The organism is Solibacillus sp. FSL R7-0682, from assembly GCF_038005985.1.
Classification (GTDB): domain Bacteria; phylum Bacillota; class Bacilli; order Bacillales_A; family Planococcaceae; genus Solibacillus.
In genome coordinates, this window is record NZ_JBBOUI010000001.1 from 533,095 (window position 1) to 544,955 (window position 11,861).

The window sequence follows — 11,861 nt, forward strand, 5'->3', positions numbered from 1 at the left end:
TATCTTGTTTTTTATTAAACTGTCTACAAAATAGGGTTCAGTTCACATTTTACAGAGTATCTCCTTTTTTAATTCTAATTTAATTCTAAGAATTATTAATTGAACGATTCCAAAGTGCAATTTGAAATTTAATCGCATCTTGAAAGTTATGTGGATTTAAACCCGTTTTTTGTTTTATTTGAGAAAGTCGATACGTCAATGTATGCCGATGGATATGGAGTTGTTCAGCAGTTGAAATGAGAGTTAAGTTATTATGTAAAAAAATCTGTAACGTTTCAATTAGTTTCGGCTCGAGCAAATTTAATAATTTCAAACTATAGTCATTAGCGGGCTTTGTTTGAAATAGTGAATAAATTTCGATGTCTTTAAAATAAGTTATTTTACAATTTTTGTGACAGTGGTGCATTGCCAATTGAGCAGTTCTATATGATTCTGGTAGCTCATCTAGCTGATTAACAATTTTCCCAACACCAATTTCAATATCAAATTTATTGAATATAAAAGTACTAAAAGCATCCATCATTTTCAATAAAGAATAATCACTAATTTCCGTCGCTAATACATAATACTCATTCAATTGAAAATGACCATAGAGGACTGGCTGATTGTAAAAGAAATCTTCTAAATACTGAATAAGTGTACGATGTGAGCCAGATTTTTGCTGTGCCTTTAATAAGAGTACACAGTAAGGAGCTTCAAAAGGAATCCCTAATTTTTTCATTTGTTCCTTTAATAAACCTTGAACAGGAGTGCCACTAATTAATTCCTCAAAAATATGGACGCTCATTTTTCTTAGCCATTCACTTTTAGATTCAATTAACGCCTGGTGCACCATAACTTCTACTGTTAATTGGACAAGAGAGGATATATTTATTAACTCATCATCTACCTCACCCGTTATTCCAATGATACAAACAATCTCATCTTGAAATAATATCGGTAAATTTATACCCGGCTTTGTTTGGGGATATTCTTTAATATTCTCGGTCGTAATAATGAGCGGTTGTTTAGTAGATACTACAGCTTTGGCTCCTTCATGAACCTTTTCAATACGTTCTTTATCGCCAGACGCCAAAATTATGCCATCGATATTTATAACGTTTACATTGCGATGAAGTCGTAGCATTGTTTGCTCAACAATTTCATTTGCAAGTTTATAAGTAATCATTTTATACACTCCGTATAATTATAAATTTAAAAAAAATTGAAATATATACATTGAGTATAATGTAAATTCAGAATTTTGACACTATAATCTTTGTAAGCGCTTTAATAACAAAGCGTAATGATTTTTTGTAAAGAGGGGATTTAATGAAAATCGTAATTAGTCCAGATTCTTTTAAAGGATCACTAACTTCATATGAAGTCGCAACAATCATTAGTCGAACTATTAAAAAAATAAATGATTCAATTGAAACCATTTGTTTGCCGATAGCAGATGGGGGAGAAGGAACGTTAGATGCATTAATTCAAGCAACAGATGGGGAATATTTAACGACAGTTGTTCAAAATCCATTAGGAAAAAATGTTGAAGCAACGTTCGGAATACTAGGTGATGGGGAAACTTGCCTTATTGAAATGGCAAAAGCATCTGGTTTGACACTTATTAATGAAGATGAGAAAAACCCTCGATTTGCTACTACCTATGGAACAGGTCAACTTATTACAAGAGCCTTAAATTTAGGATATCGAAAGTTTATTATAGGTATTGGTGGGAGCGCTACAAATGATGGCGGATTAGGTTTATTAAGAGCTCTAGGCATGAAATTTTATAGTCATGACGGAAGCGAAATTACAAGTGATGTATGGCAATTAAATTCACTTAAGCAAATTGAGACTAAGAATTTTGATGAACGGATTGAACAAAGTACATTTATTGTTGCATGCGATGTGAATAATCCGTTAGTTGGACCCAATGGTGCAACTACTATATTTGGTCCACAAAAGGGGGTTAAACAAGAGGAAATTCAATTATTTGACGATAGCTTAAAAATGTATGGTTTAAAAATTGAAGAACATACACAAATGGCATTGCAGAATTGTGCAGGGGCCGGAGCTGCGGGAGGAATCGGTGCTGCATTTATGGCCTTTTTCCCAAGTCAGTTCAAACGGGGGATTGATGTCGTATTAGATGCTGTGGAATTTACGAAACATATTCAACATGCTGACTTTGTTATAACTGGTGAAGGAAGATCGGATATGCAAACACTTTCTGGGAAAGCACCTATTGGGGTAGCAACTTTAGCGAAAGAAGGGGGAGTACCGACAATTTTACTTTCTGGATCTGTTGAAATGAGCAGTGTGCCATTATTAAAAGAATTTTTTATTCATGTTGAAAGTATTGTAAATAAAGACGTTTCTTTGGAGAAATCAATAACACGGCCAGCATATTACTTAGAAAAAAAAGTGGAACAATTAGTTAATAAATTTATATAAAGGGGTTGGGGGAAATGTTATTTTTCATTATTTTGTTAGGGGTATTATTTATCGTTTTTGCGACTGCGAAGTTAAAGCTTCATCCTTTTTTAGCATTACTCATTAGTTCGTTCTTTGTAGGAATTGCGGCAGGAATGCCATTATTAACAGTAGTAGAAAGTATTAATACCGGCTTTGGCGGATTAATGACGAGTATCGGAATTGTCATTGTTGCGGGGACGATTATAGGAGTTATATTAGAGAAGTCAGGTGCTGCCTATCGTATGGCGGAGGTTGTATTACGTTTTATCGGTCCAAAGCGTCCACAGCTTGCTATGTCAATAATCGGTTATATTGTTTCAATTCCTGTATTTTGTGACTCAGGCTATATTATATTGACAAGTTTAAAGAAAGCGCTTGCAAAACGAGCGAAAGTAACAATTGCATCGATGGCAGTAGCATTAGCTACGGGGCTTTATGCCACTCATGTACTAGTGCCTCCAACGCCAGGCCCAATTGCAGCTGCGGGGAATATTGGTGCGGCAGATTACTTAGGTACGATTATTTTAATTGGTTTAATTGTTGCGATTCCAGCGACTATTGTTGGGTATATATGGGCTACAAAAGTAGCATCTAAAATTCGTGTACCTGCAGATGATGAACCAACATTAGATTATGATGAGATTATTAAGTCCTTTGGTAAAATGCCTTCAACTTTTAAAGCGTTTTTACCAATCGTTTTACCTATCATATTAATTGGGTTAGGGTCGGTAGCAGCTTTAGTAGGTGATCCAGAAGCAGCATTAAATGTGTTTTTCCGCTTTTTAGGTTCACCAACTGTGGCGCTATTACTTGGGGTATTCTCAGCGTTTTTCCTATTACCTGAAATGACAGAAGAAACATTATCTAATTGGATTGGGGAAGCATTAAAAGAAGCAGCACCGATTTTATTAATTACGGGTGCTGGTGGGGCATTTGGTACAGTAATTAAAAATACCGGCGTTGGTGATCAATTACAGCAAATGGATTTAGGGGCATTAGCAACGGGAGCTTTCTTCTTATTAATACCGTTCTTAATTGGTGCCGCGCTTAAAACAGCACAAGGCTCATCAACAGCAGCATTAGTAATAACGTCATCATTAATTGCTCCAATGTTACCAACACTAGGTATTGAAGGGGCGGTACCGTTAGCATTAGTTGTAATGGCTATTGGTGCAGGTGCAATGACAGTAAGTCATGTCAATGATAGCTTCTTCTGGGTCATTACTCAATACAGTGGTATGAAGGTAACCGATGCGTATAAAGCACAAACAATGGCGACATTACTAATGGGTGTAACAACAATTCTAGTAACAATGATTTTATGGTTCATTTTAGTTTAATATTTTTATATTTTATAAATTTCAAAAAACACCCCGAAAATTTAAATATTTCGGGGTGTTACTTTATACATTTTTACTTAACATACGTAAGCCGTTTACTATTACTAAAATAGTGCTTCCCTCATGGCCGATTACGCCAAGTGGTAAACTAATCGCTTGGAAGAAGTTTGAAATAATAAGTAGTGCAATAACAGATAAAGAGAAAATAACATTTTGTTTAACGATTCTTTGCATTTTACGTGAAAGCTTCACTGCATAAGCAATTTTAGAAAGATCATTTTTTATTAAAACGACATCGGCTGTTTCGAGGGCAACATCTGTACCACCACCCATTGCAATACCGACAGAAGCAGTTGCTAACGCAGGCGCATCATTAATACCATCGCCAACCATTCCGACATGTTCATACGTTGCTTTATAGTTTTTAATGTGCGTTACTTTCGTTTCAGGCAAACATTCTGCTACATAGTTTGTTACACCAGCTTCTTTAGCAATAGCTCTTGCAGTAGTTTCATTATCACCTGTAAGCATCATTACATCAATACCAAGCTCTTTTAAAAGTGCTACTGCTTTTTTTGCTTCTTCTCGAACGACATCCTTCATTGCAACAAGTGCAGCGATGCCTTTTTCATCTTTTAAAAAGACGACCGTTTTTCCTTCAGTAGCTAGTTGTTGAAGTGCACCATTAGCAAACGAAAGTGCCTCGTCCTTTCCTACAAAATCTGGCTTCCCAATTGAATAATGATTACCAGCCATTTCAGCCTTCATGCCATATCCGGGAACATCTTCAATTGTAACGACTAAAGGTTTTATTGCATTTTGCTCTTTTGCATACTTTGAAATTGCTTGTGCAAGTGGGTGATTCGATTGACCTTCAATCGCAGCAATAAGTGCTAATGTTTCTTCTTTTTTTAAGTCTTCTCGAACGATGAAATCTGTAACAACAGGTGTACCTTGTGTCAATGTCCCAGTTTTATCAACTGCAAGTACTCGTAGCACACTTAAATGTTCTAAATGAACGCCACCTTTAACTAAAATCCCGTTTTTCGCACCATTTGAAATAGCTGAAAGAGTAGCTGGCATAATTGCTGCAACAAGTGCACATGGGGATGCAACAACTAGAAGTACCATTGCACGATAAAAAGTAGTAGTCCAGTCCCAACCTAGTAAATAGTGAGGAAGGAACATCATAAGAGCAACAACAATTAAAACTACCTTCACATAAACTCCTTCAAAACGCTCAATAAATTGTTGAGATGGTGACTTTTCACTTTGAGCTGATTGTACGAGTGTAATAATTTTTTGGAAAAGTGTTTCAGAGTTAGGCTTTGTGACGTTTATTGTTAATACGCCATTTAAATTTACCGTACCGGCAAACACTTCATCTCCACTATTTTTAGTAATCGGCATTGATTCCCCGGTAATAGCGGCCTCATCAACTGTTGAAACCCCGTTAAAAATCGTTCCATCTGCTGGAATAAGTTCACCAGGCTTAACTAAAATATGATCATTAACTTTTAGTTCACTAACGGCAACCTTGATTGGTTCAAATCCACCACGTACTAACCAAGCTTCCTCAGGCTGTAACTCCATTAAAGAAGAAATTTCACGATGGCTTTTATTCATTGCATATGTTTCAAGTGCTCCACTGAGTGCAAATATAAAGATAAGAATAGCACCTTCAGTCCAATATCCTATAATAGCAGAACCTATTGCAGCTAAAATCATTAAAATTTCTACGTTTAATGATTTGTTTTCAATTGTGTCAAGGATACCTTCTTTTGCTTTAGCATAACCACCAATAACAAAAGCTGTTAAGTAAGCTATAGTAGCGGCAGTTATTTGACCTGAAGATTCGATTCGCCAAGCTAATAGGATAATAAAGCCCGCCACAAGCGCTGCAATTAATTCTTTGTGTTCACTTATTTTCTCATTTAATGATAAATTTTCTCGATTAGAATTTGTCATAAGTACCTCCTTGATAATGAATATCATTGTCGAATCAACTGATAATTAGTTTCAATTAGATTATAATTATTTTTTATTTATAATGATTATAATCTAAATGTTTCGATTTGTAAATATTAAGGAAATAATAATAAAGTCTATAATGCCTACTTGACTAATAGGAATTATGAGGTAATATTAATGTACAATTTACTTAGGAGGAATTTGAATGAGTTGGCTTGTTTTATTCAATGTTTTAGTATTACTGGGCTTAATTGCTTTTTTATACTTTTTAAATACAAAGCAAGTAAAATTTTCTAATCGTGTTTTCATCGCTTTAGGTTTAGGAATTTTACTTGGGATAGGGCTACAATTTTCATATGGGGTAGGCTCAGAGACAATTACGGAAACAGTGCCGTGGTATAACATTATCGGAACGGGTTATGTGAAGTTATTGCAAATGATTGCAATGCCTTTAGTATTTATTTCGATATTGGCTGCCTTTACGAAAGTAACAATTGGTAAAAAATTTGGTAAATCTGCTGCTATTATTTTATCAGTCTTAATCGGTACTACGGCGGTTGCGGCAGGATTGGGGATTGCTGCTACTGTAGCATTTGATTTAGATGCATCACAAATTATGCAAGGGGATGCAGAAGTAGCCCGAGGAGAATCAATGGTTGAACGATCAGCAGAAGTAACCACTTTACCAGATCAAATTTTATCGATGTTCCCGGCAAATCCATTTGCTGACCTTACAGGTTCCCGTGCAACATCAACAATTGGTGTTGTAATATTTGCCGCATTTTTAGGTTTTAGTTATTTAACGCTTCGTCGTAAAGAGGAAGAAACTGCAACGAATGTGAAAAAAGGTGTAGACGCACTTTACGGTCTTATTATGGGAGTTGTGCGTATCGTTTTACGTTTAACGCCATATGGGGTACTTGCAATTATGGCACGTACAGTGGCAACAAGTGATTTTGGTGCAATTATGGATTTAGGTAAATTCGTATTAGCTTCATATGTTGCATTAATCTCGATGTTCTTATTACATTTAGTGATTGTTGCTTTAACTGGTTTAAGCCCTGTCACATATGTGAAAAAAACAGCAGAGGCACTATTATTCGCTTTCACATCACGCTCTAGTGCGGGTACTTTACCATTAAATATTCAAACACAAACAAAGCGTTTAGGTGTACCAGATGGTATCGCTAACTTTGCTGGATCATTTGGTTTATCAATTGGTCAAAACGGATGTGCCGGAGTTTATCCAGCGATGCTAGCTGTTATGATTGCTCCAACAGTAGGGATTAACCCACTATCACCAGGATTTATTGCTACGTTAATTTTAATTGTTGCCATTAGTTCATTTGGGGTAGCTGGTGTTGGTGGTGGTGCAACGTTCGCAGCCATCATCGTATTATCTGCATTGGATTTACCAATTGCCCTTGCAGGTATATTAATATCGGTTGAGCCATTAATCGATATGGGACGCACAGCATTGAATGTAAGTGGATCTATGGTTTCAGGTGTTGTTGCAAGTCGCGCAACAAATGAGCTAGATACAGAGATTTACAATGAACCTGCGGATAAGGCTCCGTTAGTACAATAAAAAATAAGCTGTTGGAATAGTTTTAGTTCCAACAGCTTATTTTATTGATTATATTCATATTTACTACGCTGAAAGTAAGACGCTAGACCAAGGAGCCATAGCATTATGCCTATAAATATATAAAAGTAATATAGTGTTGCATAAGGTGCCATGAAAATGGTGTATAGTGTATAAATACTTGCAACGGTAAAGCTACGCTTATACTGATACTTAATGCTAAAGAGTAGGGAAAAGAAAATGAATATTGCACCGGTAAAAATTTTTAAATAAAAAAGTAACATTAATATCCCCCTATAAAAAGTGTAACTAAAAAAGTTTATAATGAATTATATCATTTGAGTAATAAAATGGAAATTATTTCAATGTGCTACAGCTATACAGCTGAAAAGGGCGGAGTGGGCACATGATAGATTATAAAAAGCGACTCTTCTCAAAAAATATGAGAGAGTCGCTTTACTCGTTTTATGTTATGAGAAATATTAGAATACGCGCTCTGCGTGCAATGCTAATTTTTCTAAAGAAGATTTCTCAACATCAGCGTGTAATGAGTTCCCATGAGAGTCCATTGTTACAACTGCTGTGAAGTCTTTAACAGATAAGTGCCACATTGCTTCAGGAATACCGAATTCCATTAAGTCTACGCCGTCAACTGACTTGATACAGTCTGCGTAGTACTGAGCAGCACCACCGATTGCGTTTAAGTAAACACCACCGTGTTCGTTTAATGCTTTTAATGTTTTTGGACCCATGCCGCCTTTACCCATGACCGCGCGAATACCGAATTTTTTCATGATATCACCTTGGTATGGCTCCTCACGAATTGAAGTTGTTGGACCAGCAGCTTTTACTACCCAGTTGCCAGCTTCGTCTTTTGCCATTACTGGACCACAGTGATAGATGATTTGTCCATCTAAATCTACTGGAGCTTCTACACCTTCACCGATTAAATGATGGTGGATTGCGTCACGACCAGTGTACATACGACCAGAGATTTTTACTACGTCCCCAACTTTTAATGAACGAATTTTTTCTTCTGTAATTGGAGCAACAAGCTCTACTACTTTGTTGTCATCGTTAGAAGCTGTTTTTTCTTCATCTTTGAACGTGATTTTTTCACCTTCTTGATAATGCCAGTTGATAATCTCACCAGTTTCTGGATTAATATCAATTGCCATACGACGGTATGCCCAGCAGTTGTACGCTACAGATACGAAGAATGACGCTGGTAAACGGTCCATTACCCCAATTTTACAGCCTAGTAATGTTGCTTCACCACCGAAGCCCATTGTACCTACACCGAATGTATTTGATTTTTCAACGATGTATTGTTCTAATTTTGCTAAGTCTTCAATTGGATTCACATCATCAACATGACGGAATAATTGTTCTTTTGCAAGATCATAACCAGCAGAGCGGTCACCACCGATACCGACACCGATGAAACCAGCTGAACAGCCTTGACCTTGTGCTTGCCATACAGAATGTAAAATACATTTACGGATACCGTCTAAGTCACGACCAGCACGGCCTAAACCTTCTAATTCTGTTGGTAAAGAATATTGGATGTTCTTATTTTCACAGCCGCCACCTTTAAGAATTAACTTAACTGTGATATAGTCGTTTTCCCACTGTTCAAACTTTACAACTGGAAGACCAGCGCCGATGTTTGTACCAGAGTTTTTACCAGTTAATGAATCAACAGAGTTTGGTCGTAATTTTGCGTCACCAGTTGCAGCTGCAATAGCTGATTGGATTGCTTTTTTAATTTCAATTTGGTTAACGCCAACTGGAGTATATACTTTGAATGTAGGTAGACCAGTATCTTGACAAATTGGAGATACGTTGTCTTCAGCCATTACGATATTTGTAGTAATAGTGTCTAGTGACATTGCTGCACGTGTACCAGCATTTTCTGCTTCTTTAGCAGCTTTAATTGCGCGACGAACGTCTTTTGGTAAGTTCGTAGAAGTTTCAGTTACTAAAGAATAAAGACTTTTTTCTAAAGTTTCTAAGTATGCCATTCTATTTTTCCCCCCAGAAAAATACTGTGTTTTTTTCGTCGATAAGGTGTAATCGACATAAGTAAGAACTTCAACTACTCAACTAAGTAAGCGTTGTGTCTTTCTAAAATCCATCTTACATTATAACTCTTTTAATTTAGAAAAAAAAGAGCGCTTACATCAATCCGAATCGAAATACATAAAATAAAGACTTTTTATAGAAAAAGCTGTAAAAAGAATGAAAAAAGCAATGTTCAATAAAACATTGCTTTTGTAATTTATTCAATTTCTTCACGTGATTGGAATTGTTCCAATTTTTGCTCTAAATCGTCCATCATTTTAATTAAGTTATCGATATCTTCTAATTCTGTCGTTTCTGGATCGATTGCGTCTAATACCTCAAGGAAGATTTCTAAACGTTCTTTTAAATACATTACTTGTTGTTCTTTGTCTGTAATTAGATTCATAATATGCCATTTTTCGGGCTAAAAAATGGATGTCCCTCCTTTGTGGTTTACATGCCTTCATTATACTATGATTTCAGGAAAAAGTTAATGGCGAACTTGTTGGATGAGTGTAACTTCAATTATTGGGCAATCGTCATGCGGAATGTTGTCAAATAGGTAAGTATTTTGTCGCTTTTCCAATTTTAAAGAATAATTAGCGCCTATTAATTATTTTAAAATTCTGTATATTTTTAATATTTACATTATTGAAGCCGTATGGTAAAGTAATACTCAATAACAAGTAAGGGGGATGGTCGGAAAAACAATGGATTGGCAAACGAAAGAAAGGAGGAAGTTTAAACGTTTTCGGCGAATTTGCCGAGATAGTAGTTTATTCAAATCGAAATGGAATTAAGCGAAATTTGATACCCTAGTTAACTTTTATAAATAAAGTTAGCTAGGGTTTTTGTATTTGCAAAAAATTCACCAAAGATAAAGTGGGCTATGATACGATATGGTACGGAAATTAAAAAGGAGATTATTTATGAGTTACAATCAACGCAGATTCCTTATATTAGTTATTATCGTATCTATTTCAGGTTTTTCACAAGGAATGTTATTACCACTAATTTCGGTCATTTTTGAAGGGGACGGTGTATCTTCTACGTTGAATGGCTTAAACGCTACAGGTCTTTATATAGGAACTTTACTGATTTCGCCATTTATTGAGCAGCCCCTTCGTAAATATGGTTACAAACCAATTATTGTTGTTGGTGGGGCTATCGTATTCCTTTCGTTATTTTTATTCCCATTTTGGAAGAGTGTTATGTTTTGGTTTGTATTACGTATGTTAATTGGAATTGGTGATCATGCCTTACATTTTTCTACGCAAACGTGGATTACTTCAACAACGCCAACTCATAAATTAGGGAGAAGTATGTCGATTTATGGAATGTCATTCGGCTTAGGTTTCGCGGCTGGTCCGTTATTTGTTCCACTTGTAAAAATTTCTGAAAGCTTACCGTTTATCGTATCTTCTGTATTATGTCTAGTAGCATGGTCACTTGTTTTCTTTGTGAAAAATGAAAAACCGGAAGCGCTAGTCGGTGATGCAAACGAAACAGGATTTACACGTTATAATCTTGCAATAAAATATGGATGGGTTGCATTTTTACCTCCATTTGTTTATGGCTTTTTAGAATCGTCATTAAATGCACTTTTCCCGGTGTATGCTCTACGAAAAGAGTTTGATTTAGAATTTGTTTCAATTATTTTAGCAGCCTTTTCGATTGGAGCGATAACAATGCAATTTCCTCTCGGCGCATTAGGAGATAAAATCGGGCGCAGGAAAGTTATAATTGCAGGTTTAGTTGGAGGCAGTATTTTATTTTTCATTGGAAATTTGGTAGAGTCTTCACAAATCCTTGTCGCATTGATTTTCTTAATTGCAGGGATGAGTGTTGGTTCAATGTTTTCGTTAGGGATTACATATATGACTGATTTAACTCCAAAAGAATTGCTACCAACAGGCAATTTATTATGTGGGATTTTCTTTAGTTTAGGAAGTTTGAGTGGTCCATTTTTAGGGGGGCTTTATTTACAAAAGTTCCCGCAGGATGGTTTTTTGATTTTAGTATCAAGCATGTTACTGGCTGTTGGGGGAATTGTAGTGCTGTTTGGAAAAAGAGCAAAAGTGACAGTATAAAGTAAGAAAGACCACTTAAGTAAATTCGGAATAGCAAAAAGCAGATGTTCTCTTAAATGGAACGTCTGCTTTTTACCGTGAAGAAAATGATAGCTGTAAGAATCATCGCTAAAATTATGTAAATAAATACATTTAAGTAGTTTACGCCACCAAAGGTAACTGCGGCTTGTAAAGAGCTTGCGGAAGTAGTCACATCGCTTGAACTACTTGTAAAAATCAGCCCAGAAAGCCATTGGATTCCTAAGTAAGAAAGTATGAATGTTACAGCGATTAATAGAAAATTTTTCATGATTAATACCTCCTACAGTTCTATATTACACGAAAATGGAAAAAGTGACGAACCGAATAGGACGA

The 11,861-nt window shown here is 35.9% G+C and carries 9 protein-coding genes; 4 read left to right on the top strand and 5 right to left on the bottom strand.

Translation table 11 applies throughout. The annotated features are described in order from the left end of the window. Window positions 1-85 precede the first annotated feature (85 nt). Window positions 86-1,168 carry a CdaR family transcriptional regulator gene (locus MKZ17_RS02705; RefSeq protein ID WP_340722277.1) on the bottom strand — a complete coding sequence of 361 codons (1,083 nt, stop codon included), beginning with the start codon at window positions 1,166-1,168 and terminating at the stop codon, window positions 86-88. Window positions 1,169-1,311: 143 nt separating this feature from the next. On the opposite strand from MKZ17_RS02705, the gene MKZ17_RS02710 reads away from it, so the two are divergent. After that, window positions 1,312-2,436, top strand: coding sequence for a glycerate kinase (locus MKZ17_RS02710; RefSeq protein ID WP_340722278.1), 1,125 nt, complete (start codon window positions 1,312-1,314; stop codon window positions 2,434-2,436). A 14-nt stretch (window positions 2,437-2,450) separates the two neighbouring features. Further along, on the top strand, window positions 2,451-3,797 hold the full coding sequence (locus tag MKZ17_RS02715) for a GntP family permease (RefSeq protein WP_340722279.1): 1,347 nt from the start codon (window positions 2,451-2,453) through the stop codon (window positions 3,795-3,797). 63 nt (window positions 3,798-3,860) lie between these two features. On the opposite strand, the gene MKZ17_RS02720 is transcribed toward MKZ17_RS02715, so the two are convergent. Continuing rightward, the gene (locus MKZ17_RS02720; protein WP_340722280.1) at window positions 3,861-5,765 is read right to left on the bottom strand and encodes a heavy metal translocating P-type ATPase; all 1,905 of its coding nucleotides are present in this window, start codon (window positions 5,763-5,765) and stop codon (window positions 3,861-3,863) included. A gap of 208 nt (window positions 5,766-5,973) precedes the next feature. Here MKZ17_RS02720 and MKZ17_RS02725 point away from each other — a divergent pair, with 208 nt between their 5' ends. Further along, a complete protein-coding gene (locus tag MKZ17_RS02725) occupies window positions 5,974-7,356 on the top strand; it encodes an L-cystine transporter (RefSeq protein WP_340722281.1) in 1,383 nt (460 codons plus the stop codon). A 479-nt stretch (window positions 7,357-7,835) separates the two neighbouring features. On the opposite strand, the gene MKZ17_RS02730 is transcribed toward MKZ17_RS02725, so the two are convergent. Both MKZ17_RS02730 and MKZ17_RS02735 read right to left on the bottom strand, forming a co-directional pair. Continuing rightward, window positions 7,836-9,377 carry a fumarate hydratase gene (locus MKZ17_RS02730; protein ID WP_340722282.1) on the bottom strand — a complete coding sequence of 514 codons (1,542 nt, stop codon included), beginning with the start codon at window positions 9,375-9,377 and terminating at the stop codon, window positions 7,836-7,838. A gap of 257 nt (window positions 9,378-9,634) precedes the next feature. Next, entirely contained in the window at window positions 9,635-9,823 is a 189-nt protein-coding gene (locus tag MKZ17_RS02735) for an SE1561 family protein (protein ID WP_445326893.1), read from the bottom strand. A gap of 523 nt (window positions 9,824-10,346) precedes the next feature. Here MKZ17_RS02735 and MKZ17_RS02740 point away from each other — a divergent pair. Next, on the top strand, window positions 10,347-11,507 hold the full coding sequence (locus MKZ17_RS02740; protein WP_340722283.1) for an MFS transporter: 1,161 nt from the start codon (window positions 10,347-10,349) through the stop codon (window positions 11,505-11,507). 52 nt (window positions 11,508-11,559) lie between these two features. Here MKZ17_RS02740 and MKZ17_RS02745 read toward each other — a convergent pair whose 3' ends face one another. Beyond that, a complete protein-coding gene (locus MKZ17_RS02745; RefSeq protein ID WP_340722284.1) occupies window positions 11,560-11,796 on the bottom strand; it encodes a carboxypeptidase in 237 nt (78 codons plus the stop codon). Window positions 11,797-11,861: the final 65 nt, after the last annotated feature.

Bases quoted from the DNA above. Each gene is read 5' to 3' on its own strand.
- MKZ17_RS02720 (WP_340722280.1), bottom strand. From the start codon at position 5,765: ATGACAAATTCTAATCGAGAAAATTTATCATTAAATGAGAAAATAAGT.
- MKZ17_RS02710 (WP_340722278.1), top strand. From the start codon at position 1,312: ATGAAAATCGTAATTAGTCCAGATTCTTTTAAAGGATCACTAACTTCA.
- MKZ17_RS02735 (WP_445326893.1), bottom strand. From the start codon at position 9,823: ATGAATCTAATTACAGACAAAGAACAACAAGTAATGTATTTAAAAGAA.
- MKZ17_RS02745 (WP_340722284.1), bottom strand. From the start codon at position 11,796: ATGAAAAATTTTCTATTAATCGCTGTAACATTCATACTTTCTTACTTA.
- MKZ17_RS02725 (WP_340722281.1), top strand. From the start codon at position 5,974: ATGAGTTGGCTTGTTTTATTCAATGTTTTAGTATTACTGGGCTTAATT.
- MKZ17_RS02730 (WP_340722282.1), bottom strand. From the start codon at position 9,377: ATGGCATACTTAGAAACTTTAGAAAAAAGTCTTTATTCTTTAGTAACT.
- MKZ17_RS02705 (WP_340722277.1), bottom strand. From the start codon at position 1,168: ATGATTACTTATAAACTTGCAAATGAAATTGTTGAGCAAACAATGCTA.
- MKZ17_RS02715 (WP_340722279.1), top strand. From the start codon at position 2,451: ATGTTATTTTTCATTATTTTGTTAGGGGTATTATTTATCGTTTTTGCG.
- MKZ17_RS02740 (WP_340722283.1), top strand. From the start codon at position 10,347: ATGAGTTACAATCAACGCAGATTCCTTATATTAGTTATTATCGTATCT.